The following is a 22,974-nucleotide window of genomic DNA, read 5'->3' as shown; positions in this document are numbered from 1 at the left end:
ATGTCAGAATGACGAAAAGTGCTGCGGGATACTCCCGCAGCGATTACTCAGCGGCTTCGGCGTCTGCCGTCAGCTTCTGCGACTTTTCGATCCACGACTTCACGCGGCCCGGGAGACCGACTTCTTCGCCGATGCGGGTCGCATCCTTCGGCCCGAGGGCGGCGAGCTGCCAGTAGTGGAAGATGCCGAGGTCGTTGAGCTTCTTCTCAACGTCCGGCGACACGTGCGGCAGCTTCTTCAAGTCGTCGGCTTGTCCGCGCGGACCCGAGAGTACCTCGAAGCCGCCGGCCGGAACTTCAGCCGGGAGCTCTTCGGCAATCGGCTTCTCGGCAGCGCCGAGATCGATGCCGATATCGCCCTGGCCGCGCGAGATGCCGTCGATCGCAGCGCGTGCAACGAGGTCGCAATACAGCGAGATCGCGCGTGCCGCATCGTCGTTGCCCGGGAACGGGAAGCTGATGCCCTTCGGATCGCAGTTCGTGTCGAGCACGGCGACAACCGGAACGTTGAGGCGCTGGGCCTCCTTGATCGCGATGTCTTCCTTGTTCGTGTCGACGACGAAGATCAGGTCCGGCAAGCCGCCCATGTCCTTGATGCCGCCGAGCGCGCGGTCGAGCTTGTCGCGCTCGCGCTGGAGCGTCAGGCGCTCCTTCTTGGTGTACTTGGCACCCTCGCCTGCGCTCAGGATCTCGTCGAGCTGACGCAGACGCTTGATCGAGTTCGAGACCGTCTTCCAGTTGGTCAGCGTGCCGCCGAGCCAACGCGAGTTGACGTAATACTGCGCGCAGCGCTTGGCAGCCTCGGCCACCGGATCCTGCGCCTGGCGCTTGGTGCCGACGAAGAGGATACGGCCGCCCTTGGCGACGGTGTCGCTGACCTGCTGAAGCGCGCGATGCAGCATCGGCACGGTCTGCGCGAGGTCGATGATGTGGATGTTCGAGCGAACGCCAAAGATGAACTCAGCCATCTTGGGGTTCCAACGGTGGGCCTGATGGCCGAAGTGGGCGCCAGCTTCAAGCAGCTGGCGCATCGAGAAGTCAGGAAGCGCCATTATCAATTCTCCGGTTGTTCCTCCGCGGACCATTGAGGCAAACGAGCGTATTAGGCTGGAAAGCCTCACCGGATGGCATACGAGCCATATGTCCGCGTGTGAGATGGCGCGGTGTATAACCGCCCGGTTTTAGCAGCGCAACCAAATAAGTGGGCCAAACGCGCCCTGCCCGACGCTCGCATTTCGAGTCCGGATCGGCGCGTAACGCGCTGAAATATTTGAGCAATGCCAAAACGAGAAACGGCCCGCACCGGGGTGCGAGCCGTTCTATTCTGCCCGTTGCGTTTCGGTTGCGGCCTTTTGGGCTCGCCGAACCGTCATTATCCCAGGCAAATCGATCGAAAATCAGTGAGTCGAGAGCCAGTCGCGGGCGGCGCGCTGCGCTTTCGCGATTTCTACGGCCGACATATCGCAGGCGATCTCCTGGCGGAGGCGGATCGCCTCGCGGTGACCGCGGACAGCCGCGATGTTGAACCACATGTGAGCCGTGACGAGGTCCGCCGGCAGGCCCGCACCCGTCGAGTGCATCAGGCCCAAATCCACCAGCATTTCGCCAGACAGCGGTGCCGAGCTAGCAGCCCCACCGCTCAGATCGCTCATTTCCAAACGTGCCATAACGTATCCCCGTCGCCTTGTTTCTTTGACCTGGTCTTTTCGACCTTGGTCCACCGTGTTTGACGCCCCAGCGGTTATGTCCGCCCTTGAATGCAATCATGGCTCGGAGATTTGAATCTCATCTTAAGCAGTTGGCTGAATCAAAACTGAACGTCTCGAAGGCCAAAAGCCCTTGCAATACAACGTTAACTGCAGAAATCGCTGAGTCCGTAGCAGTTGCTGAAAATCGCAAGGATTGGGAAACCGTTCCGATTCCGCATTCGGAAACCACACGTCACGGTCGTGTGTCCGGCCGCCGCAATTCATGTGCGGTTCACGAAACGAGTCCTAGCGTCTGCGGCAGTCGGCCCGGCGAGACCATATCGATCTTCAGCCGCACGCCGATCGGGAGACTACGGAATGATAAAGCGCATCGCAGCGGCCGCCATCGCGGCCATGTTCCTGACCAGCGCCTCGGTCGCGCCGGGCTTCGCCCAGACGACGCAGGCCCCGGCAGCGAAACCGGCCGCTAAGCCGGCCAGCGAAAAGAAAGCCGAGAAGAAGAAGGCGTCAGAAGCTCAGATGGCGCAGCGTCAGAAAATGAAGGACTGCGCCGCCAAGTGGAAAGACCACAAGAAGGCGACCGGCGAGAAAGGCCGTAAAGCCTACAACGCGTTCAGCAAGACCTGCCTTGCTGGCTGACGCTCGCTGCAATCGCGGAAACGCTCAGACGAAAAACAAAAGGCCCGGGATGTCCCGGGCCTTTTTGGTTTCTCGCTGCGAGCAGCTCGACGCGAACGCGAAGACTTTAAACGCAAACCGCTGAAGACACCGGGGGCGTCGGTAAGCAAACCAAAACGTCGTTCGGACTTTCGCCCTTGCGATCGTCTTGTGTTCCGTGTCGGCCGGCGATCACGCCGTATGCTTGCCGCAAGAAGCGTGCTCAGCACGTGATCCACTCGAGAGCAGATCATCGACCAACAGCGAAACAGAGACTCTGCTTCACCGACGCCCTCCGTCGTCGTGTGGTCGCGGGTCGAATGATCCGCGACAAAAACGACGTAGCGCGTAACTGATGACGCTCTGAAAGAGCGCCGGTCAGATGCGAGCTTACTTCTTCTTCGCCACCTTCTTCTTGGCGGCCGGCTTCTTAGCCGTCGTCTTCTTAGCAGCCGGCTTCTTAGCGGCTTTGGTCTTCGGCTTTGCTTTAGCCTTCGTTGCTGCCTTCTTCGCCATGTGATCCTCCTGGGATGTAGATTGGCGACCTCGTGACCTCGTCCGCGCGAATCGCGATCGCTGTCACCAGAGTCGTACCGCACAACACCAAAAACCGCGACTCTCCTTAACAACTGGTGCATGCCGGAAACCCCTGGGGCGCAGGCGTTGGCGGCTTCCGGCACTCGCGTCGGGCAGGCTTCGCGAGCTCATTTCAAGACGCAAAAACAGCGCATCGCAGAATTCGCAGTGCACAAGTTGTGCCCATTCCACAGGCACTTTTTTAATTTTATTTTTGCGCGCGATGAGCGAGCAGAAAGCGATCGAGCGGCTTGCAATCGTGCCGGTTGAGGTCAAGCAACCGGCTTTGCGAATGGTGTGGACAAGCGAAAAATTTTTTGCCGCGGGAGCGATTTTTTTGCCGCTCGACGCATCTCGCGTCATCGCACTCACGCGAATCGTGTGCGCGCTCGATTCGTCGCGCGACGCTTTCGGTGTCCATCGAGAGACGATTCCCGTCACCGAAAGCGGCGCGCGCGCCGCCCGACGTGCGGCGAAAGTGGAGCGGATCAGAGACCGAGTTTGGTCTTGAGAAGGTCGTTGACGGCTTGCGGGTTCGCCTTGCCGCCGGACGCCTTCATCACCTGACCGACGAACCAGCCGGCGAGCTGCGGCTTCTCGCGCGCCTGCGCGACCTTCTCGGGGTTCGCCGCGATGACATCGTCGATCGCCTTCTCGATGGCGCCGAGGTCGGTGACCTGCTTCAAGCCGCGCGTCTCGACAATCGCGGCGGGATCGCCGCCCTCGGTCCAGACGATTTCGAAGACGTCCTTCGCGATCTTGCTCGAGATCGTGCCCTTGCCGATGAGATCCAGTATCGCGCCGATCTGTTCGGCGGAGACCGGCGAGGATGCGATGTCCTTGCCCTCGCGGTTGAGGCGGCCGAACAGTTCGTTGATCACCCAGTTGGCGGCGAGTTTCGCATCGCGGCCTTGAGCGGCGCGCTCGAAGAAGTCGGCGGTCTCGCGCTCGGCGGTCAGCACGCTCGCGTCGTAGGGCGAGAGGCCGAGCGACGAAACGAACCGCGTGCGCTTTTGATCCGGCAGTTCCGGCAACGCCGCGCGCAATGCATCGACGTCTTCCTGCTTCAGCTCAAGCGGCAGAAGGTCGGGATCCGGGAAATAGCGATAGTCGTGCGCCTCTTCCTTGCTACGCATCGAGCGCGTCTCGCCGCGATCCGGATCGAAGAGTCGCGTCTCCTGATCGATCGCGCCGCCTTCTTCCAAGATTTCGATCTGACGCCGCGCCTCGACTTCGATTGCCTGGCCGATGAAACGGATCGAGTTGACGTTCTTGATCTCGCAGCGCGTGCCGTACGGAGCGCCTGGCTTGCGCACCGAGACGTTCACGTCGGCGCGGAGATTGCCCTTCTCCATATCGCCATCGCACGTGCCGAGATAGCGCAGGATCGAACGCACCTTGGCGACGAAAGCTTTCGCCTCTTCGGAAGAACGGATGTCCGGCTTCGAGACGATCTCCATCAGCGCGACGCCGGAGCGATTGAGATCGACGTAGGAGGAATCCGGGTGCTGATCGTGCAACGATTTCCCGGCGTCCTGTTCGAGATGCAGACGCTCGATGCCGACGGTGATCGGCTCGCCGCCTTCCATCTCGACCGCGACTTCGCCCTCGCCGACGATCGGCGATTTATATTGGCTGATCTGATAGCCCTGCGGCAGATCCGGATAGAAATAGTTCTTCCGATCGAACACCGATTTTAGATTGATCTTCGCGTTGAGGCCGAGGCCGCTGCGCACGGCTTGGCGCACGCATTCGGCATTGATCACCGGCAGCATGCCGGGCATTGCGGCATCGACGAGCGACACATGCGCATTCGGCGCGGCGCCGAAGGCCGTCGCGGCACCGGAAAAAAGCTTCGCGTTCGAGGCGACCTGCGCGTGGATTTCCATGCCAACGACGACTTCCCAGTCGCCGGTCTCACCTCTGATCAACTTGTTACTCATATCTCGTGTCTCGGAGCGGAATTTCGCCAATCGCTACCGAGTTACTGCGAGCCACGGCCCAGAAAGTCAATTCGAAACGCTGTTTTGGTTCTGTTCCGGCATGGTTGGAACACCACCGGATTTTCCGCGTTTACCTCCGGAATCCCCTAACGGTTACCGGAGGTGCCGATGGCTGAACAGCAACCAGCCAATTCTCATCTGGCCGCCATTCTTGGCGGCATTGTCGCAGTCGCTTTGCTGGTCTTTCTGACCACGGGCGGCGATCTTGGCGGCGTCAAGAAAGTCGAGAGCGACGCAGATCTGCCCAAGATCGTATCGCCGACGACGCCGAAGGATGCGGACAATACGGGCACGCGTTAGCGCGCCCGCGTCCGGCTAATTTCCAGTCGTATATGTCGCCTGTTCGGCTCGCGTGTCCGCGAGCGCAAACCAGCGGTGCTGCTCGGCTCTGAACGCGCGCCAATCTTCCAGAATGCGTTTGAATTGCTCGCTCTTGGCAGCTTCTTCGTCGAGCACCGCTTCAAGCGCGACACGCAGCGATTTCACGATCTCGGGCGAAAGCACCGAGAGCTGCGCGCCGTTCGCGACGAGGCGGGCAATCGCCTTCGCGTTCTTCTGATCGTAGGACGCCTGCATCTCGACCAGCGTGTAAGACGCCGCCGCGCGCAGCATCGCTTGATAGTTCGGCGGCAGCGCCGCCCAGGCACTCTTGTTGATGTAGAGCCCGACGTTGGCTTCAAGTTCGAGCACACCCGGGATGTAGTAATACTTCGCGACCTTCTGGAAGCCGAGCTTCTCGTCGTCGTAAGGACCGACCCACTCGGTCGCGTCGATGGTGCCCTTTTCGAGCGCCGCGTACACATCGCCGCCGGCGATCTGCTGCGGGATCGCGCCAAGCTTCGCCATCAGGCGGCCGCCGAAACCGGCGACGCGCATCTTCAGACCTTGAATGTCCTGGACGGTTTTCAGCTCCTTGCGGAACCAGCCGAACATCTGGCCGCCTGTGTTACCCATCGGAATATTGATGACGTTGAATCCGTCATACACCTCGTCGATAAACTTCTTGCCGTTGCCGAAGTAGTGCCACGCATATTGCTGGCGCGGCGTGAGGCCGAACGGCAGCGAACCGTCGAAGATGATCGATGGATTTTTGCCGACGTAGTAACCGGCGTAGCTCGATCCGCATTCGACGGTGCCGGCCGTGACGGCATCGAGCACCTGCAATCCCGGCACGATCTCGCCCGCCGAAAACGTCTCGATGTTGAAGCGGCCTTCGCTCATTTCGTTGACGATTTTCGCGAGGCTCGGCGATGCGCCCCAAATCGTGTCGAGGCTTTTCGGGAAGCTTGACGCGAGGCGCCACTTCACCTGCGGCGCGGACTGCGCGACGGCTGGAGATGCGATGGCAACAGCCGCTCCCGCGACACCAACGCCCGCAAATGTTCTACGCGTCACCGCCATCAGAACCTCCCGTTTTTGTCTGCCGCCTTTTTGGATGGCTGGCTGTCGGGGAGATTAAGACACGGACGCGCGCGCTAAGGAAGCGAAGAAGTCAGCGCGCCGAAATGAGCGCTTCGCTGATCGCCTGCCACTCCGCAGCGAGTTCATCGCTGCGCGGCGGTTTGCCGGCGTGCCCATACCAATAACGTGCGTTCGAAATGTCGCCTTCGACGCGATGGAGATACGCGTGCACCCACGCGCCGTCCTGCGAGTCATCATCCTGTGCGAGCTTGTGCGCGGCGTCCCAATCGCCCTTCCCGGCCCACCACAACGCGCGCAAGGCTGCAGGCAAATCTTTGACCGGCGAGTTCTGGTCGAGCGACGCTTTGAACTCCGCGAAGGTCACGCCCACCACCGCGCGGGCGGCGTGAAGCGGCCCGCCGCATCCTCGATGACCTGGCCGACCGTGAAGAGCGTCTCTTCGTCGAACGGGCGGCCGATAAGCTGCAGGCCGAGCGGAAGCCCCTGCCCGTCGACGCCGGCCGGCACCGCGATGCCGGGAAGCCCCGCCATGTTCACCGTCACGGTGAAAATGTCGTTGAGATACATCTCGATCGGATCGGCGCCGCTCTTCTCGCCGATTGCGAAAGCCGCGGACGGCGTTGCAGGCGTGAGGATCGCATCGACACCGGCCGCGAAGCAGTCTTCGAAGTCGCGCTTGATCAGCGTGCGCACCTTCTGCGCGCGCACATAATAAGCGTCGTAGTAGCCGGCCGAAAGAACATAGGTGCCGATCATGATGCGGCGGCGGACTTCGGCGCCGAAACCTTCGGCGCGCGTCTGCTCATAGGTATCGATGATGTCGCGGCCCGGAACGCGGAGGCCGTAGCGGACACCGTCGTAGCGCGCGAGGTTCGACGAGGCTTCGGCGGGCGCGACGATATAATAAGCCGGCAATGCGTAGCGCGTGTGCGGCAACGAGATGTCGACCATCTCGGCGCCGGCGTCTTTCAGCCACGCTTTGCCGCGCTCCCACAACGCGGCGATTTCGGCCGGCATTCCTTCGATCGCGTATTCCTTCGGAATGCCGATGCGCATGCCTTTGACGGATTTTCCGACGGACGCTTCATAGTCCGGCACTTCGCGATCGACCGATGTTGTGTCTTTCGGATCGAAGCCCGCCATCGCGCGCATCAGGATCGCGGTATCGCGCACCGTCTTCGCGATCGGCCCTGCCTGATCGAGAGAGGACGCGAAAGCGACGATGCCCCAGCGCGAGCAGCGCCCGTATGTCGGCTTGATGCCGACGGTGCCAGTGAAAGCCGCGGGCTGGCGGATCGAACCGCCGGTGTCCGTCGCCGTCGCGCCGAGACAAAGGCTCGCAGCGACGGCCGAAGCCGAACCGCCGGACGAGCCGCCCGGCACCAGCGCGGTTCCGGTGATCTTGCCGTCAGCCCCAACGCCAACGTTAGAACCCGGGCGATGCCATGGGTTGGCGACTGGGCCGAAGCAGGACGTTTCGTTCGACGAGCCCATCGCGAATTCGTCGTTGTTGACCTTGCCGAGCATCACGGCGCCGTCGCGCCAGAGCTGCGACGTCACGGTCGACTCATAGGTCGGCGTGAAGTCGCCGAGGATGCGCGAGCACGCCGTAGTGCGGAAACCGTTCGTGCAGAACAGATCCTTGATGGCGAGCGGAATGCCTTCGAGCGGACGTGCGTCACCGGCCGCGATCCGCGCGTCGGCTTTCGCTGCCGCTTGGCGCGCATGATCCGGCGTTTCGAGAACGAAGGCGTTGAGCGCGCGCGCCTGCTCGACCGCAACGATATGCGCGTCGGTCAGCTCGGCGGCGCTGAATTGCTTCTTGGCGAGGCCGGCGCGGGCCTCCGCCAATGTGAGAGCGGTGAGATCGGTCATGGCTTATCGTTGGATTCTGTGGTTGCCGGCTTCGTCTCGCTGCGCGGCTTGCGCGCGATGACGGGCGGCGACTTGATGACGTCGTCGCGCTGCGCGGCGCGCTGGCGCGCCTGATACAATGCGTAGAGCTGTTCCTGCTCGCAGAGCTGGCACATCACTCGATGACTTTCGGGACGACGAAGTAATTGTCTTCGGTCACGGGCGCGTTGCGCACGATCTCGGCGGCGCGGTCGCCGTCGGTGACGATGTCGTCGCGCATCCGCATCGTCATCGGCGTGACCGAAGTCATCGGCTCGACGCCGTCGACATTCACTTCCTGCAGTTGCTCGACGAAGGCGAGGATTGCGTTCACTTCGCCGCGCAGATGGTCGACCTCATTCTCGGCGACCGCGATGCGCGCCAAGTGAGCAATGCGCCTGATGGTGGCGGCGTCGACCGACATTAAAAGCTCCGAGCGTTGTCGCGGACGCTATAGCAGAGCGCCGGATTACCCGGCAACCGAGGATTCGACCCACCATACGGCCTGAATCACGGCGGCAGCGTTCACGCCCATATGCATGAACACGGTCAGAAGCGTGGTGCCGGAGACCCAGCGCACCCACGCAAACACGCAGCCGATGACGAAAATCTGCACGATGTTGAACAGTTCGTACTGAATATGCATCGCGGCCCAAATCAGCGACGGCACGACGATCGCGCCGGTAATGCCGAGCCGCGAGACCGAAAGCCCGCGGAACATGAAGCCGCGGAAGAGCACTTCCTCGAAGATCGGCGCCGCTATGACGATCGCCGTCGCGGCGATCCAGAACGTGCCGGTCTCGCGCCCCGAACGATAGATGTTGATCATGAAGTCTGGGATGATCGGACGACCGGCGAGCCACGACGTCAGATCGCCGAGCGGCAGTAGGATCGCGAGGATCGCGAGGCCGACGAACAAGTAAAAGCGCGACGGCATGTAGAGCGCGAGATAATCCGCAAAACCCCAGCGCTTGATGCGGATCGCCCAGGCAAGCACGGCGAGATGCGCCGGCACCGCGAGCCACAATGTCACCGCGATGCCATCGGCGCCGCGCGCGTATTTTTCGAATTCGGCCTGATCCATTCCGCCGATCATGTAAGCGATCACCGGAATGATGAGGACTTGCCAGAACACGATGGCGAGAAGGCCCCACCCGATCGTGCCCCAAAACAACCAGGGCTCGCGTGGCGCGCTATTGGTCGCAGCGAAGTTCGATTCGTTCATGCGCTTGCTTTTAACACGCAGCGACTGCGAAGCAGCGGATTCAATAAATTAGCGTGCAAACTTCATGAAAGCGGCCGCAGCCGACGAGATCGCGACGATGAAACCGCCGAGCACAGTGGCGATCAGGATCGGCCCCGTGCTCTTGGCGATGCGCGGCGCGTCCGAGCCTTTAACGCGCATGTAAGTGCCGCCCATTCCTGCGAAGAGCCTGTCACGCACGATCTCGATATCCGCGACGTCGCGCGCAATCAACGCGGCGCGTGTCGACGCCGCGAGCTTCTGACCTGCCGATTGCAGCTTGGCGATGCTTGGCGACAATGCGACTGCGGGCACGACGACACGCGGCGCAACGCTGCGTGCTTGATCCCACCACGCATTGAACCACTCGAAATCGTCGGCTTGTCCGCGCAGTGTCGCGGCTGAGGTCATAGCGGCATTCATGGCAGCGTCCCTGTTCGCCGCCATTATCGCTGCTTAAACGCTTAGCCGCGACGTCAATCCTTCATTAACCTTAAATCGCCGGCTCGCCTGTGGACGGTTTTGGGCTGACGGCTGTCGCCTACCGTCAAACGCTCGTGGCTTTCCCTTTTTGAGGCACCAGCACCTTCGTCGCATGGCCTTTCATCGCTTCGACGAAGCCGTCGGCATTCTTCGCGATGATCGGAAACGAGCCGTAGTGACACGGAATCACGGTGTCGAATTTGAAGAAGCGCTTCGTCGCGAACGCTGCCGTCTTCGCATCCATCGTGAAGCGATCGCCGATCGGGACGATCCCGATTTTCGGCTCGTGCAGTTCGGCGATCAGCCCCATGTCGGAAAAGATGTCGGTGTCGCCGAGGTGATAAACGGTCGGCTCGCCTTTCGCCTTGATGATCACGCCGCACGGATTGCCGAGATAGATCGGCGTGCCGTCGACGATGTCGCTCGACGAATGATCGGCGCGCACCATCGTCACCGTGAAGCCGCCCTGGTCGGTCGTGCCGCCCATGTTCATCGGGTCGAATTTCTTGAGTCCCTTGCCGGCGAGCCACATGCAGAGATCGAATGTCGTGACGACTGTCGCGCCGGTCGATGCCGCGATGTCGAGCGTGTCGCCGACGTGATCACTGTGACCGTGCGTGAGCACGATATGCGTCACGCCTTTGATGGCTTCCGCTTTGTCGGATTCGAAGGCCGGATTGCCGGTGAAGAACGGATCGATCAGCACCGCGTGCTTGCCGAAATCGAGACGAAATGCCGAGTGGCCATACCAAGTGATTTGCATGAGCGATGTCCTGACGGTTTGTTCGTTCGAGGGGATGGGGCCGACCATACCCGTCAAACGACGGTGATCAACCTCCTCCACTCATTGTAGAAACTGCAAAAGCTTCCGCTTGCCAGTTTCGCAAATTCGCGCTCAGATGAGACAAGCTGTCGCAATCAAAGAAACTTTACCGCACCCTCCGGGGCGGCGGCCGCCAAGCCATACAGCTATCTGGGAGTGCCTATGCATCGTTGTCTGCGAGTTCTTCTCGTGGCCGGGCTCGCCGCCTGGCTCGGGTTACCATCACACGTTCAAGCGTCGCGCCTCAAAGCGTCGCATCTCGACATCGACGAAGTATCGGCAGCTCCGCGCCGCGGCGGTGGCTTCTCGGCACCGCGCGCTAGCTTCCGTGCACCATCGCGGCCGATGGCTCGCCCCATGGCGCGGCCGATGTCTCGACCAGCTGCGAGACCGATGACGCGCAGCGCTCGCCCATCGTTCGCTCCTCGCCGCCAGTCGATGCCGAGCCGCGCCTCGCGTCCGTCTCGCTCGGCTCGCATTCCGAGCGGCGTCAACCGCGCGCGCGTTGTCGCTCCGCGTGGCGGCGGCCGCGTCCGTAACACCGGCTTCCCGGGTCCGTCCCGGCGCGCAACGCCGGGCGGCTTCCCCCAGCGTGGCAACGCAGGCGGCTTCCCGCAGCGTGGTAACGCTGGCTTTCCGCAGCGCGGCAATGCCGGCTTCCCGGGTGGCCGCGGTCCTGGCGGTGGCTTAGGCCCGCGCCCGATGCGCACGCAGGTTGCGCGTCCGATTATCGCGCCGCGTGGTGCGAACCTCGGCCGCATCATGCGCCAGCGTCCGCCGGTCGCTCTGCGTCCGCGTGGTCCGGCCGCGATGTCGTACTTCTACGGCGGTCGCCATTGGGGTTACTGGCGCGGCCCGCGCAGCATTTGGGTCGGCGGCATCCTGCGTCGCCTAGTGCTCTTCTCTGCGATCCCGGCCGTGTACTACGGCACGCAGGCCTACTATCCGCAGGGTTACGTCGCGATGGCGCGTCCCTACTGCGGCGGTCAGACGCCTGACGGCTGTAACCTCGTGTGGCGCGATGTGCCGACCGAGGACGGCGGTGCTGTTGCGCAGTGCGTGCAGTTCTGCCCGCAAGGCATCCAACCGCAAGCGGTGGCGATCTCTTCGGCGCAAGTCGCGCCGCAGCCGGTCGGCAACGATGGCGCTTGCGAGTTGAAAGGCTTCTCCGAGCAGAACCTGCAAGGCGAGAGCTTCACGACCAGCGACAACTACCCGCAAATGCAGGAATGGAACGATCAGATCGGCTCGATCGCAGTGACGGCGGGCACCTGGGAGTTCTTTGCCGACGATAACTTCGGCGGCGAGTCGATCCGCCTGTCGCCGGGCGAATACCGTCAGCTCGGCGACGCCTGGACGTTCCAGATCTCGTCGTTCATGTGCACGGAGCCCGGTCCGGGACCGGCCCCCTCGCCGGCCGGCTACCAGCCGCCGCCGCAGGGTGGTCCGCCGCCGGGTGGCCCGCCGCCGGGCTACCAACAGCCGCAGCAGGGCTATCCGCCGCAAGGCGGCCCGCCCCCGGGCTACCAACAGCCGCGCCGCTAAGCGCTAAAGCCAAAACCCTCCCGCGAACCTCGCGGGAGGGTTTTTCTTTGTGCACGCCGCCGTGCTAAGCCGCCGCATGGCCAGCATCCACACCGTGACGGAAGCTCAACTGCCGGCGCGTGGCGCGTTGATCGGCCTCGACGTCGGCACCAAGACGGTCGGCGTCGCAACCAGCGACCCAGACCGCAAGCTCGCGACCGCGGTCGAGACGATCAAACGCAAGGCCTTCAGGGCCGACGCCACTCGCGTGCTCGCACTCGCGGCCGAGCGCAACGCGGTCGGTTTCGTGATCGGCCTGCCGCTCAACATGGACGGCAGCTCCGGCCCGCGTGCGCAATCGTCGCGCGCGTTTGCGCGCAATCTCGCGCGGCTCACCGAGCTACCCGTCATGCTGTGGGACGAGCGGCTATCCACCGTCGCGGCCGAACGCGAACTGATCGCTCAGGATATGAGCCGTGCGCGGCGCGCTGCCGTTATCGATCAGCACGCCGCGTTGTTCATCCTGCAAGGCGCACTCGACCGCCTGGCCTCGGCGTCTCCGGATTAAGCGCTGCCTTTGAGGCGCTTGTTGCACTCGCTGTAGTAGCCGCCGCCCTTCTGAATCCAATTCAGCCCGCCGTTGCGACTGCTCGCCTTGTTCGCTTTGTATTGGTCGAGGCAGGTGTGCATGCGGGCCTTGCTGGCCTTCTCGCTCACGTATTTTTCGGCGACTGCCGCCGGATAAATGACGTCGCCGCTTGCCGCAGGCGCTGGTGTTGACGCGCGCGGTGCCGGCTCTTTAGCCTCAGTCGTTGTTGTCGTCGGGGCTGCCTGCGTGGTCGCCGGTGCCGGCGCTGCTTCAGCGCCGCATTCGCTTTTGCGGAACTCGTTCCACTTTTTGCCGCCGAGCGTGCCGTTCTTCTCAGCCTCTTTGTACTTCGCGCTGCACTCCTTCATCGTGAGCGCGGAGGCCGGCGAAACAGCGGTCAGCAGAGACACGGCCGCAACGGCGGCGATCATCAATCGCATGAGCAAAACTCCAGTTCGAAAACGTCTTCGCAAATAGGCGGCACCCGCGTGCAATCGCGGAATTGGCAATTCTGACAGGGAGGTGGTTCGGCTAGTCGAGTTCGACGACCTGCCCGTCGCGCAGGGTCACGCGGCGATCCATGCGCGCGGCGAGGTCCATGTTGTGGGTCGCGACGACAGCCGCGAAACCGGATGCGCGGACGAGTTGCGTCAGCGTTTCGAACACGTGATCCGACGTTTTCGGATCGAGATTGCCGGTCGGTTCGTCGGCGAGAAGCACGGCCGGAGCGTTGGCGACCGCGCGCGCAATCGCAACGCGCTGCTGCTCGCCGCCGGAGAGTTCCGACGGGCGATGCGTCAGACGCTCGCCGAGGCCGAGATAGCCGAGCAACTCACCGGCGCGCTTGGCGGCTTCGCCCTTACCGAGGCCGCGGATCATCTGCGGCATCATGACGTTTTCGAGCGCGGAGAATTCCGGCAGCAGATGGTGAAACTGGTAGACAAAGCCGATCTGCGTGCGGCGAATGCGGGTGCGTTCCTGGTCCGGCAATTCGGCGGTCGCCGTGCCGCGCACGAACACCTCGCCGGAGTCCGGATGTTCGAGCAAACCGGCGACGTGCAGCAACGTCGACTTGCCGGTGCCGGACGGCGCCATCAGCGCAACCGACTGGCCCGGGAACACGTCGAAATTCACGCCGCGCAGGATTTCCAGCGTCGAGTCGCCTTGCACGTATTGGCGCTCGATCGCGCGCAGCGACAGCGCGGCGGTTTCGGCGCGCGGGGCCGTTTCGGGAGCCGTCTCGGTCATGGTTTCAGCGTCACTCATAACGCAGAGCCTCGACTGGATCGAGCCGCGCGGCGCGCCACGCCGGATAGAGCGGCGCGAGCAGCGAAAGCACCAGCGCCATCGCGAGAACCGCGATCGTCTCCCCGCTATCGATACGCGCCGGCAGACGCGAGAGGAAGTAAAGCTCGGGCGAGAACAGTTCGGTCGAGGTCAGCCAGGACACGAACTGGCGCAGCGACTCGATATTCCAGGCGAAGACCAAACCGACGATGAAGCCGACGATTGTGCCGGTGACGCCGATCGACGCGCCCGTGATGAGGAAAACGCGCAGCATCGAGCCTTGCGTCGCTCCCATCGTGCGCAGGATAGCAATGTCGTGCGACTTGTCCTTCACGAGCATCGTCATGCCGGAAATGATGTTGAAGGCCGCGACGATGACGATGAGCGTCAGGATGATGAACATCACGTTGCGCTCGACTTGGAGCGCGCCGAAGAAGGTCGAATTGCGCTGACGCCAGTCGAGGATGAAGACGGGCCGGCCGGCCGCGCTCGTCACGGCTTGGCGCACGCGGTCGATCTTATCGGGATCCTGCGTGTAGACCTCGATCGCCGTCACGTCGCCGGAGCGGTTGAAATACGCCTGCGACTCGGCCAGCGGCATGAAGACGATGCCGGCGTCGTATTCCGACATGCCGACTTCGAAGATCGCCGCGACTTTGTAAGCCTTGATGCGCGGCACTGTGCCGAAGGCCGTGACCGAACCGCGCGGCGCGACCAGCGTGATCGTATCGCCGGCGCGCAGCTGCAGATTGTCGCCGAGGCGCTTGCCTATGACGATGCCCTGCCCCTCGTCGAACCCGTCGAGCGTGCCGGCCTTGATCGTGTTGGCGATCGACGGGAGCCGCTTGAGATCGGCGACGCGGACGCCGCGGACGAGCACGCCGCTCGACTGGAACGGCGACGATGCGAGCGCCTGGCCCTCGACCATCGGCGCCGCGAGCGTCACGCCATCGACCTTCGCCAAACGTTCGGCGACCTGCTGCCAGTCGGTCAGCGGCTGTTCGATCGGCTGAACCAGGAGATGGCCGTTGAGGCCGAGGATTTTGCCGAGAAGTTCGCTGCGGAAGCCGTTCATCACCGCCATCACGATGATCAGCGTCGCGACGCCGAGCATGATGCCGAGAAAGGAGAAGCCAGCGATGACCGAAATGAATCCTTCTTTGCGCCGCGCCCGGAGGTAGCGGAGCGAGAGCATCCACTCGAACGGCGCGAACGCTTTGGTCGCGGTCGGTTCTGACATGCCGAAAGTTGTTTCCCCACTCGGCGAGCTTGCGCTCGCGGACCACGCCCCCGTGGTCTTGCTCCCGAATCGAAGCAAGCATACCACCCGATGCCACCAGATTTCGGCGCTTTCGTGCTGCTTCCAATCGTCAAGCTCAACTAGACGCTTGCCTAGTTCCGAATCGGAGCGCAAAGATTCATTTATTGCGGTTGAATCACTTACTTAGCGCACGTTCTGATTTCATCAATTTGTGCGGAGCGAACAATGATTGCCAACACGAGTGATTTGGTTGTCTGGGGTTTTTCCATCGCGACAGCCGTCATGGCTGTGCTGGTCGTGCCCATATTGCGTGAGCAGTTTTATCGCCGGGTAAGAACCGAAGGCGGCTTCCTGACCTTCCCAGCGCATCGGCGCTCGATCCGGTCGGGCGAATATGTCCGCTATCAGATCGCGACATTCACGACGCTTATCCTCGCGTTGGCGACACTACTGCTGTGGAACATCCCGATCATCGCGGAGGTCGCCAAAGCGCCCGAGCGCGTGCTCGCCTCGGCTCATGCCGCATGCGCTCCCAGCGAAATCGTGGGGCTCGCGTCGCGCACATTGATGGTGGGTGAGCCGTAGCCCGGATGAGCGTCGGCGCTCAGCGCCGCGCGATATCCGGGATCGATGCTCGTTCTGCCGCTTCCCGGATCTCGCTTGGCGGCGCGCGTTGCGCGGCGCCGCGCTCATCCGGGCTACGAAGACTTAACGCCCGAAAGCTTGGCGATTGCCTGGTCGACGCCGAGCTCTTCGCGCGAGCCGTCGGCACGGTGTTTGATCTCGACCTTGCCGTTGGCGAGCCCCTTCGGGCCGACGATGACTTGGTGCGGGATGCCGATCAGGTCCGTGGTCGCGAACTTCGCACCGGGCCGTTCGTCGAGGTCGTGATAGAGCGTGTCGACGCCCTTCGCGTTCAGCGCCCGATAGATCTGCTCGCAGACCTCGCCGGTCATCCCGTCGCCCTGCTTGAGGTTGAGGATCGCGGTGTTGAACGGCGCGATCTCTTCCGGCCATTTGATGCCGGCGTCGTCGTGGAACGCCTCGATGCTCGCCGCGACGAGGCGCGAAGGGCCGATGCCGTAAGAGCCCATGTGGACCGGCTTCACGGAGCCGTCCGGATGCGTGACGTCGGCCTTCATCGGCTCCGAATACTTCGTGCCGAAATAGAAGATGTGGCCGACCTCGATGCCGCGCGCCGAGACCTGGCGATCGCCCGCCACTTTGCCGAATGCGTCGGCGTCGTGCTTTTCCGAGGTCGCCGCATAGAGTGAGGTCCAACGATCGACGACACCTTGCAGCTTGGCGCGATCGTCGAAGTCGATGCCCTCTTCCGGCATTTCGAAGTCGAGATAGTCCTTATGGCAGAAGACTTCGCTTTCGCCGGTCGACGCCAGGATGATGAATTCGTGGCTGAGGTTGCCGCCGATCGGACCGGTGTCGGCGACCATCGGGATCGCTTTCAAGCCCATGCGCGCGAACGTGCGCAGATACGCGACGAACATGCGATTGTAGGAATGCACCGCGCTCTCGTAGTCGACGTCGAACGAGTACGCGTCCTTCATCAGGAATTCGCGGCCGCGCATCAGGCCGAAACGCGGACGCACCTCGTCACGGAACTTCCACTGGATGTGGTAGAGATTGAGCGGAAGGTCCTTGTAGGACTTGACGTAGGCCCGGAAGATTTCCGTGATCATCTCTTCGTTGGTCGGGCCGTAAAGCATCTCGCGCTCGTGACGGTCCTTGATGCGCAGCATCTCCTTGCCGTACGCATCGTAACGCCCGCTCTCGCGCCAAAGGTCCGCCGACTGGATGGTCGGCATCAAGACCTCAATCGCGCCGGCGCGGTTCTGCTCTTCGCGGACGATCGCGTTGACTTTGTTGAGCACGCGCAGGCCGAGCGGAAGAAACGCGTAAATGCCGGCCGACTCCTGGCGGATCATGCCGGCGCGCAGCATCAGCTTATGCGAGGCAATCTCGGCTTCGCGCGGCGCTTCGCGCAGGATCGGCAGGAAATACTTGGACAGACGCATTGCGGGTGACTCGTTGGTTTGTTCGCCGCGACAGAAAGCGGATTGAGGCTGAAAAGACAAGCGGTGTCGCGCAAGGGCGTAGGAATTTAGGGCTGTGGCGCTATTCGCAAGGGTCTACGCTCATCCGTCATGGTGAGGAGCGGCTTGGTCGGCACAGCCGACCCGGCCGCGTCTCGAACCACGACGGCCGAGGTATCGCCGCATGTGGGCCGTCGTCCGTCGAGGCTCGGCTTCGCCGCGCACCTCAGGATGACGGTTCTGGCGCATTAGCCTTTCAGCACAGCCTTCAACAAACCCGGAAACAGCTTCTCCAGCTCGCCCCGCCGCAGCTCGTTAACGTGCGATGGGCCGTCCGTGCGGGTGCGCACAACCCCCGCCTCACGCAAGACACGGAAGTGATGCGACATCGTCGACTTCGGGCGGCCGCCATCGAGCGCCGCGCAGGTCGCCTCCCCGCCCCGGTCGAGCTGGCGGACTACGTCGAGACGGACCGGATCGCTGAGCGCATAGAGCACACGCGTCAGCTCGATCTCTTTCGTCCCCGGATGTTTTAGCGCACGCATGCGATCACCGTCTCGTTAACGCGGCCGGATTGACGCAGCGGTCGGGCGCGCTATGTTTCGCTTGTTCGATAATTATCGAACTATAGAATTATAAGCGCTGAAGCCTCGCCCCGCAACGGCGGAGTCCGCGCTCCCGCAATGCTGACCGCCAGGATGTTATCCATGTTGTTCGAGCCCTTCTCCCTCAAAGACGTGAAACTGCGCAATCGCATCGCGGTTTCGCCGATGTGTCAGTATTCGGCGACCGACGGCATCATCAACGACTGGCACGTCGAGCATCTCGGCGCGCTCGCTCGCGGCGGCTCCAGCCTCGTCATCGCGGAGGCAACCGCAGTGTCCCCGGAAGGCCGCATCACGCCGGGCTGCACAGGTCTTTGGAACGACACTCAGGCCGAAGCCTTTGCGCGCGCCGTGAAGGCGATCGAGGCGCACGGCGCCGTGCCGGGCATTCAGATCGCCCATGCGGGTCGCAAGGCGAGCGCCAATCGCCCGTGGGAAGGCGACGATCATATTCCGGAAGGCGATGCGCGCGGTTGGCAGACGATCGGCGCTTCGGCGGTCGCGTTCGGCGCGAACCTGCCGCGGGTGCCGCGCGCGATGACGATCGACGACATCGAGCGCGTGAAGGCCGATTTCGTCGCCGCTGCGATCCGCGCGCGGGATATCGGCTTCAAGTGGCTCGAACTCCATTTCGCGCACGGTTATCTGGCGCAGAGCTTCTTCTCACACCACTCGAACCAGCGCGACGACCGCTACGGCGGCAGCCACGAAAACCGCATGCGGTTTCTGATCGAGACGTTTGAGGCCGTCCGCGCCGTGTGGCCGGAGCATCTGCCGCTCACCGCGCGCTTCGGCGTCACGGAGTTCGACGGTCGCGACGAGACTTTCGCGGAGTCGCTCGATCTCATCGACCGGTTGAAAGAGCGCGGGCTCGACCTCATCGACGTGTCGATCGGCTTCACGATCCCGAAGACGAAGATCCCGTGGGGGCCTGCGTTGGTTGCGCCGTTCGCCGGCCGCGTCCGCCGCGAGGTCGGTATCGCGACCGCCTCAACCTGGAACATCTCGACGCCGGAGCTGGCCGATAAGGTGATCCGCGACGGCGATGTCGATGTCGTCATGCTGGGTCGCCGGCTGCTCGAAAACCCGCATTGGCCTTACGAAGCCGCGCGTGCGCTGGGCGTCGAGAAAGCCGCCTGGACGCTGCCGGCGCCCTACGCGCATTGGCTCGAGCGCTATCGCGCCGCTTAAACCCGGAGACACCGCGATGACCCGCGTCGTTCGCTTTCACAAGCTCGGCGGCCCCGAAGTGCTGCGCATCGATAACATCGAAGCGAGGCCCCCGGCCGCCGATGAGGTGCAAATCCGCGTCAAGGCGATCGGCCTCAATCGTGCCGACGCCCTCCTCCGTGCCGGCACCTACATCGAGAGTGCGCCGCTGCCGTCCAGCCTCGGCCTCGAGGCGGCCGGGATCGTCGAAGCTGTCGGCGATGGTGTCTATGATTTTGTTCCGGGCGACGTCGTCAGCGTGGTGCCGCCGATCTCGATGGTGCGCCACCCGGCATACGGCGAGCTCGCGTCCTTCCCGGCGCGGCTCGTTGTGAAGCATCCGCCGTGGCTGAGTTTCGCGGAGGCCGCCGCCGTCTGGATGCCGTTCGTCACCGCCTATGGCGCGCTGATCGATATCGCGAAGCTCACGAGAGGCGATTTCGTCGTTGTCACGGCGGCGTCGAGCAGTGTCGGCCTCGCGGCGATCCAGATCGCCAATGCGGTCGGCGCCGTTCCGATCGCGGTGACTCGAACGCGCGCCAAGCAGGATGCGCTAAAGGCGGCGGGCGCTCGCCATGTGATCGCCTCGGCGGAAGAGGATCTTCTCGCCGGCATCGAAGCGGTCGCCGGGAAAGATGGCGTCCGCGTCGTGTTAGATCCAATCGGCGGCCCGATCTTCGAGGCGCTCACCGCTGCGATGCAGCCGGGCGGCATCCTCCTCGAATACGGGGGCCTCAGCCGCGAGCCGACGCCCTTCCCGCTCCCGTTGGTTCTCGGCAAGACGCTGACGTTGCGCGGTTATCTGATCCACGAGATCGTGCGCGATCACGAGCGCCTCGCCGCCGCCAAGGCTTTCGTCATCGATGGCCTGAACGCCGGAACACTAAAGCCGACCATCGCGAAGACGTTTGCCTTCGAGGACATCGTTTCGGCGCATCGCTATCTCGAATCCAACGCGCAATTCGGAAAGATCGTCGTCACGCTTTAGCCCGTTTGCATCGCGGGCACGGGGTGCGCTAGAACTCCTCCGGGATGAGGATCGGGGCGCACAGAACTTTGCGTGTGATTGGCTGGGTCGCGGCGTATGCGCTCGCGCTCCACACGATCCTGCTCAGCTTCGCGTTGCCGATGGTGCATGCCGGCGCGTCCGGCGAGCTCCAAATTCTCTGCCTTTCGACCGACAACGGCGGCGATAAATCCGCACCGCAGTCGCATGACGTCCACTGCCCGGATTGCACCGCGGCGATCGGCGGAGCGCCTCCGCCGCCCCCGATCATCGCGCATATCGAGCGCATCGCGCATTCGCATGCGGTCAGCGCCGTCGTCGCGGAGCGGCAGTATGCAGCCGCGCCGTATCGGCCGGGCCAACCCCGAGCACCTCCCTTCGTCTGATCTCGCGACGGCCTCCGGCCGTCATCGTGCATTTCAGACAAGGATGAAGGACAATGTTTTCCCCCTATTGGCGGCACGCGACACCGATCGCGATGCTCGCCGCGTTGATCGCAGCGCCGGAAGCGCGCGCGCAGCAGTCGCTTCCGACCGTGACGGTCGAGGCGCAGCGTCAGCCGAAGCCCGTGCGCGCGCCGCGCACACAACGCAGCGAGCGTGACCGCGTCACGGTGCGGCCCGTTCCGCGCGCGACACCTGCGGCCCCCGTGCGATCGGGCACGAGCCCGCTGCAGGAGGCCGCTCCCGTCGCAGCCGCTCGGCGGGTCGTCGAAAGCGCGCCGGGCGCGACGCAGGTCGTTGCGGCCGAGAGCTATCGCGACACCGGCCGCGTCTCGACGATCAAGGACGCGCTCGAATACGTCGCGGGCGTCTTCGCGCAGCCGAAATGGGGCGAGGACACGCGCCTCTCGATCCGTGGCTCGGGCCTCTCGCGCAATTTCCATCTGCGCGGCACGCAGCTTTATCTCGACGGCGTCCCGTTCAACACGGCCGACGGCTACGGCGATTTCCAGGAAATCGACCCGGGCTCGTATCGCTTTATCGAAGTCTACAAAGGCGCGAATGCGCTGCGCTTCGGCGCGAACTCGCTTGGCGGTGCGATCAACTTCGTCACCCCGACCGGCCGCGAGGCGAATGTAAATAGCGCCAGCGTCGATGCGGGAAGCTTCGGCTTCTTCCGCTTCAACGCGACGGCCGGCGGCGCGCAAGGCCCGCTCGATGCGTTCGTCTCCGGCACCTACCAGCAGCAAGAAGGTTTCCGGCAGCATTCGTCCGGCCAGTCGGAGCGTGGCAGCGCCAATATCGGCTACCAGATCAACGAAGACGTCGAGACGCGCTTCTACTTCAACGCCAACCACATCCGGCAGCGTATTCCGGGCTCGGTGACGCGCACTGCGGCGCTGACCAATCCGGAAGTCGCCGTGCCGGCCAACGTCATCAACGATCAGCAGCGCAACATCGACTCGGTGCGTATCGCCAACAAGACGACGTGGCGCATCGGCGAAGCGACGACGCTGGAATTCGGCCTCTTCGGTGTTGACCGGCACCTGATGCATCCGATCTTCCAGTGGCTCGATTACAAATACATCGACTACGGCGGGTTCGCGCGCGTCGTCGACGATCGCTTGATCGGCGGTTTCCGCAATCGTCTGACGGTCGGCGCCAACGTGCACAACGGCGATATTGATGCAGATCAATACGCGAACTTGCCGGGCGCGCAGAAAGGCGCCCTGCTCTCGCGCACGAAGGATTTCGCCGGCAACACGTCGTTCTATGCCGAGAATGCGTTTTACGTGCTGCCGACGGTGGCGATCGTTGCGGGCACGCAGTTCCTGCATGCGGTGCGCGAACGCCAAGTGATCGTCGCGCAGCCCGGCACGATCCCCGGCCGCCAGGAGTTCGACCTCTGGAGCCCGAAGATCGGCGTGCTGTGGGAGGCAGCGCCCGGCGTTCAAGCCTTCGCGAATATCTCGCGCAGCGCGGAAGCGCCGAGCTTCGGTGAAGGCGCCAATGCGCAGGCGATCCCGTTCACCAGCATTCGCCCGCAGCGCGCGACGACGTATGAAATCGGCACGCGCGGACGGCTTGAAGATTATCGCTGGGACGTTGCGCTCTATCGCGCGGAAATTCGCGACGAGCTGTTGTGCCTCTTTTCGTCTTTCGGAAACTGCAACGTGACGAACGCGAACCGGACCGTGCATCAGGGCGTCGAGATCGCGGGCGGCGCCGCGATCCTGAAATCGATCTTCGCGCATGGCGCACAGCCGGACCGGGTGTGGCTCAACCTCGCTTACACTTACAACGACTTCTACTTCGATCGAGACGCGACGTTCGGCAACAACGTCCTGCCGGGCGCGCCGCATCACTTCGTCCGCGCGGAGTTGCTTTACCGGCACCCGAACGGCTTCTTCATCGGGCCGAATATCGAGTGGGTGCCGGAGGCTTATTTCGTCGACAGCGCCAACACGCTGAAGACCGACCCGTATGCACTCGTCGGGGCCAAAATGGGCGTCGAGACCAAGCACCTCACCTTCTACGTCGAGGGGCGCAATCTTGCGAACAAGGCCTATATCTCGAGTGCGAGTATCATCGACAAGGCGAACCCGAATTCGCCGCTGTTCGAACCCGGCAACGGCCGCGCGATCTACGCCGGCATGCGCGCCAAGTGGTGATCTGAGTGGTGATCTGGAGA

Annotated in this window: 27 protein-coding genes; 10 read left to right on the top strand and 17 right to left on the bottom strand. The window is 63.2% G+C overall.

Annotated elements, in window-relative coordinates:
• Positions 1 to 43: 43 nt before the first annotated feature.
• Together GJW30_RS13995 and GJW30_RS13990 are read right to left on the bottom strand one after the other, a co-directional pair.
• On the bottom strand, positions 44 to 1,051 hold the full coding sequence (locus tag GJW30_RS13995) for a 30S ribosomal protein S2 (RefSeq protein ID WP_096356336.1): 1,008 nt from the start codon (positions 1,049 to 1,051) through the stop codon (positions 44 to 46).
• A 345-nt stretch (positions 1,052 to 1,396) separates the two neighbouring features.
• The gene (locus GJW30_RS13990) at positions 1,397 to 1,666 is read right to left on the bottom strand and encodes an SEL1-like repeat protein (RefSeq protein ID WP_245408513.1); all 270 of its coding nucleotides are present in this window, start codon (positions 1,664 to 1,666) and stop codon (positions 1,397 to 1,399) included.
• A gap of 399 nt (positions 1,667 to 2,065) precedes the next feature.
• Between GJW30_RS13990 and GJW30_RS13985 the strand changes: the two genes are divergently transcribed.
• Positions 2,066 to 2,347 (top strand): hypothetical protein, encoded by a 282-nt coding sequence (locus tag GJW30_RS13985; protein ID WP_096356334.1) that lies wholly within the window; start codon positions 2,066 to 2,068, stop codon positions 2,345 to 2,347.
• Positions 2,348 to 2,755: 408 nt separating this feature from the next.
• Here GJW30_RS13985 and GJW30_RS23110 read toward each other — a convergent pair whose 3' ends face one another.
• Positions 2,756 to 2,881: a hypothetical protein gene (locus GJW30_RS23110; RefSeq protein WP_283804845.1), complete on the bottom strand. Its 126-nt coding sequence runs from the start codon at positions 2,879 to 2,881 to the stop codon at positions 2,756 to 2,758.
• Positions 2,882 to 3,164: 283 nt separating this feature from the next.
• Here GJW30_RS23110 and GJW30_RS13980 point away from each other — a divergent pair, with 283 nt between their 5' ends.
• On the top strand, positions 3,165 to 3,452 hold the full coding sequence (locus tag GJW30_RS13980) for a hypothetical protein (RefSeq protein WP_096356332.1): 288 nt from the start codon (positions 3,165 to 3,167) through the stop codon (positions 3,450 to 3,452).
• Here the strand turns inward: GJW30_RS13980 and gatB are convergent.
• On the bottom strand, positions 3,430 to 4,884 hold the full coding sequence (gene gatB / locus GJW30_RS13975; protein WP_096356330.1) for an Asp-tRNA(Asn)/Glu-tRNA(Gln) amidotransferase subunit GatB: 1,455 nt from the start codon (positions 4,882 to 4,884) through the stop codon (positions 3,430 to 3,432). The two genes, GJW30_RS13980 and gatB, sit on opposite strands and share 23 nt — an antisense overlap.
• 168 nt (positions 4,885 to 5,052) lie before the next feature.
• Between gatB and GJW30_RS13970 the strand changes: the two genes are divergently transcribed.
• On the top strand, positions 5,053 to 5,244 hold the full coding sequence (locus GJW30_RS13970; protein WP_096356328.1) for a hypothetical protein: 192 nt from the start codon (positions 5,053 to 5,055) through the stop codon (positions 5,242 to 5,244).
• A gap of 15 nt (positions 5,245 to 5,259) precedes the next feature.
• Here the strand turns inward: GJW30_RS13970 and GJW30_RS13965 are convergent, their stop codons facing one another.
• From GJW30_RS13965 to GJW30_RS13935, 8 genes are all read right to left on the bottom strand, one after another.
• Entirely contained in the window at positions 5,260 to 6,339 is a 1,080-nt protein-coding gene (locus GJW30_RS13965; RefSeq protein WP_430727099.1) for a TRAP transporter substrate-binding protein, read from the bottom strand.
• A 97-nt stretch (positions 6,340 to 6,436) separates the two neighbouring features.
• A complete protein-coding gene (locus GJW30_RS13960; RefSeq protein ID WP_165391575.1) occupies positions 6,437 to 6,730 on the bottom strand; it encodes a hypothetical protein in 294 nt (97 codons plus the stop codon).
• A complete protein-coding gene (gene gatA / locus GJW30_RS13955; RefSeq protein ID WP_096356322.1) occupies positions 6,727 to 8,241 on the bottom strand; it encodes an Asp-tRNA(Asn)/Glu-tRNA(Gln) amidotransferase subunit GatA in 1,515 nt (504 codons plus the stop codon). The genes GJW30_RS13960 and gatA overlap by 4 nt, the downstream gene beginning before the upstream one ends.
• Entirely contained in the window at positions 8,238 to 8,396 is a 159-nt protein-coding gene (locus GJW30_RS22710) for a hypothetical protein (RefSeq protein ID WP_157746759.1), read from the bottom strand. The genes gatA and GJW30_RS22710 overlap by 4 nt, the downstream gene beginning before the upstream one ends.
• Complete coding sequence (gene gatC / locus GJW30_RS13950; RefSeq protein WP_096356320.1) at positions 8,396 to 8,683, bottom strand: Asp-tRNA(Asn)/Glu-tRNA(Gln) amidotransferase subunit GatC; 288 nt, start codon at positions 8,681 to 8,683, stop codon at positions 8,396 to 8,398. Before gatC ends, GJW30_RS22710 begins: the two co-directional genes overlap by 1 nt.
• A 45-nt stretch (positions 8,684 to 8,728) precedes the next feature.
• Positions 8,729 to 9,484 (bottom strand): CPBP family intramembrane glutamic endopeptidase, encoded by a 756-nt coding sequence (locus tag GJW30_RS13945; protein ID WP_096356318.1) that lies wholly within the window; start codon positions 9,482 to 9,484, stop codon positions 8,729 to 8,731.
• Between the two features lie 48 nt (positions 9,485 to 9,532).
• A complete protein-coding gene (locus GJW30_RS13940) occupies positions 9,533 to 9,925 on the bottom strand; it encodes a hypothetical protein (RefSeq protein WP_130364480.1) in 393 nt (130 codons plus the stop codon).
• A 124-nt stretch (positions 9,926 to 10,049) separates the two neighbouring features.
• Entirely contained in the window at positions 10,050 to 10,748 is a 699-nt protein-coding gene (locus tag GJW30_RS13935) for a metal-dependent hydrolase (RefSeq protein ID WP_096356314.1), read from the bottom strand.
• A gap of 453 nt (positions 10,749 to 11,201) precedes the next feature.
• Between GJW30_RS13935 and GJW30_RS13930 the strand changes: the two genes are divergently transcribed.
• Entirely contained in the window at positions 11,202 to 12,353 is a 1,152-nt protein-coding gene (locus GJW30_RS13930; protein ID WP_165391574.1) for a beta/gamma crystallin-related protein, read from the top strand.
• Between the two features lie 76 nt (positions 12,354 to 12,429).
• Positions 12,430 to 12,900, top strand: coding sequence for a Holliday junction resolvase RuvX (gene ruvX / locus GJW30_RS13925; RefSeq protein ID WP_096356309.1), 471 nt, complete (start codon positions 12,430 to 12,432; stop codon positions 12,898 to 12,900).
• Here ruvX and GJW30_RS13920 read toward each other — a convergent pair.
• From GJW30_RS13920 to GJW30_RS13910, 3 genes are all read right to left on the bottom strand, one after another.
• Positions 12,897 to 13,361 (bottom strand): hypothetical protein, encoded by a 465-nt coding sequence (locus tag GJW30_RS13920; RefSeq protein WP_096356307.1) that lies wholly within the window; start codon positions 13,359 to 13,361, stop codon positions 12,897 to 12,899. The genes ruvX and GJW30_RS13920 overlap by 4 nt on opposite strands.
• Before the next feature lie 91 nt (positions 13,362 to 13,452).
• A complete protein-coding gene (locus GJW30_RS13915) occupies positions 13,453 to 14,187 on the bottom strand; it encodes an ABC transporter ATP-binding protein (protein WP_430727076.1) in 735 nt (244 codons plus the stop codon).
• Positions 14,180 to 15,448 carry a lipoprotein-releasing ABC transporter permease subunit gene (locus GJW30_RS13910; protein ID WP_096356303.1) on the bottom strand — a complete coding sequence of 423 codons (1,269 nt, stop codon included), beginning with the start codon at positions 15,446 to 15,448 and terminating at the stop codon, positions 14,180 to 14,182. Before GJW30_RS13910 ends, GJW30_RS13915 begins: the two co-directional genes overlap by 8 nt.
• A gap of 246 nt (positions 15,449 to 15,694) precedes the next feature.
• Here GJW30_RS13910 and GJW30_RS13905 point away from each other — a divergent pair, with 246 nt between their 5' ends.
• Positions 15,695 to 16,054 (top strand): hypothetical protein, encoded by a 360-nt coding sequence (locus GJW30_RS13905; protein WP_096356301.1) that lies wholly within the window; start codon positions 15,695 to 15,697, stop codon positions 16,052 to 16,054.
• A 113-nt stretch (positions 16,055 to 16,167) separates the two neighbouring features.
• Here GJW30_RS13905 and proS read toward each other — a convergent pair whose 3' ends face one another.
• Both proS and GJW30_RS13895 read right to left on the bottom strand, forming a co-directional pair.
• The gene (gene proS / locus GJW30_RS13900) at positions 16,168 to 17,502 is read right to left on the bottom strand and encodes a proline--tRNA ligase (protein WP_096356299.1); all 1,335 of its coding nucleotides are present in this window, start codon (positions 17,500 to 17,502) and stop codon (positions 16,168 to 16,170) included.
• Between the two features lie 266 nt (positions 17,503 to 17,768).
• A complete protein-coding gene (locus GJW30_RS13895; RefSeq protein ID WP_096356297.1) occupies positions 17,769 to 18,065 on the bottom strand; it encodes an ArsR/SmtB family transcription factor in 297 nt (98 codons plus the stop codon).
• 162 nt (positions 18,066 to 18,227) lie between these two features.
• Between GJW30_RS13895 and GJW30_RS13890 the strand changes: the two genes are divergently transcribed.
• The 4 genes from GJW30_RS13890 (at position 18,228) to GJW30_RS13875 (ending at position 22,954) form a co-directional block, all read left to right on the top strand.
• Complete coding sequence (locus tag GJW30_RS13890; RefSeq protein ID WP_283804844.1) at positions 18,228 to 19,316, top strand: NADH:flavin oxidoreductase/NADH oxidase; 1,089 nt, start codon at positions 18,228 to 18,230, stop codon at positions 19,314 to 19,316.
• Between the two features lie 16 nt (positions 19,317 to 19,332).
• The gene (locus GJW30_RS13885) at positions 19,333 to 20,322 is read left to right on the top strand and encodes a zinc-dependent alcohol dehydrogenase family protein (RefSeq protein ID WP_096356293.1); all 990 of its coding nucleotides are present in this window, start codon (positions 19,333 to 19,335) and stop codon (positions 20,320 to 20,322) included.
• Between the two features lie 74 nt (positions 20,323 to 20,396).
• Entirely contained in the window at positions 20,397 to 20,726 is a 330-nt protein-coding gene (locus tag GJW30_RS13880) for a hypothetical protein (RefSeq protein ID WP_096356291.1), read from the top strand.
• Between the two features lie 53 nt (positions 20,727 to 20,779).
• Positions 20,780 to 22,954 carry a TonB-dependent receptor family protein gene (locus tag GJW30_RS13875; protein WP_096356289.1) on the top strand — a complete coding sequence of 725 codons (2,175 nt, stop codon included), beginning with the start codon at positions 20,780 to 20,782 and terminating at the stop codon, positions 22,952 to 22,954.
• The last annotated feature ends 20 nt before the right edge of the window (positions 22,955 to 22,974 follow it).

The sequence above is a fragment of the Variibacter gotjawalensis genome (genome assembly GCF_002355335.1).
In the GTDB taxonomy this organism is placed as follows: Bacteria; Pseudomonadota; Alphaproteobacteria; order Rhizobiales; family Xanthobacteraceae; genus Variibacter; species Variibacter gotjawalensis.
Note: the sequence above shows the minus strand (reverse complement) of the source record. Positions and strands in the feature narration are given on the sequence as shown.

Coding starts and splice junctions, on each gene's coding strand:
- gatC (WP_096356320.1), bottom strand. CDS start 8,683: ATGTCGGTCGACGCCGCCACCATCAGGCGCATTGCTCACTTGGCGCGC.
- GJW30_RS22710 (WP_157746759.1), bottom strand. CDS start 8,396: ATGTGCCAGCTCTGCGAGCAGGAACAGCTCTACGCATTGTATCAGGCG.
- GJW30_RS13895 (WP_096356297.1), bottom strand. CDS start 18,065: ATGCGTGCGCTAAAACATCCGGGGACGAAAGAGATCGAGCTGACGCGT.
- gatB (WP_096356330.1), bottom strand. CDS start 4,884: ATGAGTAACAAGTTGATCAGAGGTGAGACCGGCGACTGGGAAGTCGTC.
- GJW30_RS13910 (WP_096356303.1), bottom strand. CDS start 15,448: ATGTCAGAACCGACCGCGACCAAAGCGTTCGCGCCGTTCGAGTGGATG.
- ruvX (WP_096356309.1), top strand. CDS start 12,430: ATGGCCAGCATCCACACCGTGACGGAAGCTCAACTGCCGGCGCGTGGC.
- GJW30_RS13935 (WP_096356314.1), bottom strand. CDS start 10,748: ATGCAAATCACTTGGTATGGCCACTCGGCATTTCGTCTCGATTTCGGC.
- GJW30_RS23110 (WP_283804845.1), bottom strand. CDS start 2,881: ATGGCGAAGAAGGCAGCAACGAAGGCTAAAGCAAAGCCGAAGACCAAA.
- GJW30_RS13970 (WP_096356328.1), top strand. CDS start 5,053: ATGGCTGAACAGCAACCAGCCAATTCTCATCTGGCCGCCATTCTTGGC.
- GJW30_RS13915 (WP_430727076.1), bottom strand. CDS start 14,187: ATGAGTGACGCTGAAACCATGACCGAGACGGCTCCCGAAACGGCCCCG.
- GJW30_RS13875 (WP_096356289.1), top strand. CDS start 20,780: ATGTTTTCCCCCTATTGGCGGCACGCGACACCGATCGCGATGCTCGCC.
- GJW30_RS13930 (WP_165391574.1), top strand. CDS start 11,202: ATGACGCGCAGCGCTCGCCCATCGTTCGCTCCTCGCCGCCAGTCGATG.
- GJW30_RS13885 (WP_096356293.1), top strand. CDS start 19,333: ATGACCCGCGTCGTTCGCTTTCACAAGCTCGGCGGCCCCGAAGTGCTG.
- GJW30_RS13980 (WP_096356332.1), top strand. CDS start 3,165: ATGAGCGAGCAGAAAGCGATCGAGCGGCTTGCAATCGTGCCGGTTGAG.
- GJW30_RS13920 (WP_096356307.1), bottom strand. CDS start 13,361: ATGCGATTGATGATCGCCGCCGTTGCGGCCGTGTCTCTGCTGACCGCT.
- GJW30_RS13990 (WP_245408513.1), bottom strand. CDS start 1,666: ATGGCACGTTTGGAAATGAGCGATCTGAGCGGTGGGGCTGCTAGCTCG.
- proS (WP_096356299.1), bottom strand. CDS start 17,502: ATGCGTCTGTCCAAGTATTTCCTGCCGATCCTGCGCGAAGCGCCGCGC.
- gatA (WP_096356322.1), bottom strand. CDS start 8,241: ATGACCGATCTCACCGCTCTCACATTGGCGGAGGCCCGCGCCGGCCTC.
- GJW30_RS13905 (WP_096356301.1), top strand. CDS start 15,695: ATGATTGCCAACACGAGTGATTTGGTTGTCTGGGGTTTTTCCATCGCG.
- GJW30_RS13995 (WP_096356336.1), bottom strand. CDS start 1,051: ATGGCGCTTCCTGACTTCTCGATGCGCCAGCTGCTTGAAGCTGGCGCC.
- GJW30_RS13940 (WP_130364480.1), bottom strand. CDS start 9,925: ATGAATGCCGCTATGACCTCAGCCGCGACACTGCGCGGACAAGCCGAC.
- GJW30_RS13945 (WP_096356318.1), bottom strand. CDS start 9,484: ATGAACGAATCGAACTTCGCTGCGACCAATAGCGCGCCACGCGAGCCC.
- GJW30_RS13890 (WP_283804844.1), top strand. CDS start 18,228: ATGTTGTTCGAGCCCTTCTCCCTCAAAGACGTGAAACTGCGCAATCGC.
- GJW30_RS13985 (WP_096356334.1), top strand. CDS start 2,066: ATGATAAAGCGCATCGCAGCGGCCGCCATCGCGGCCATGTTCCTGACC.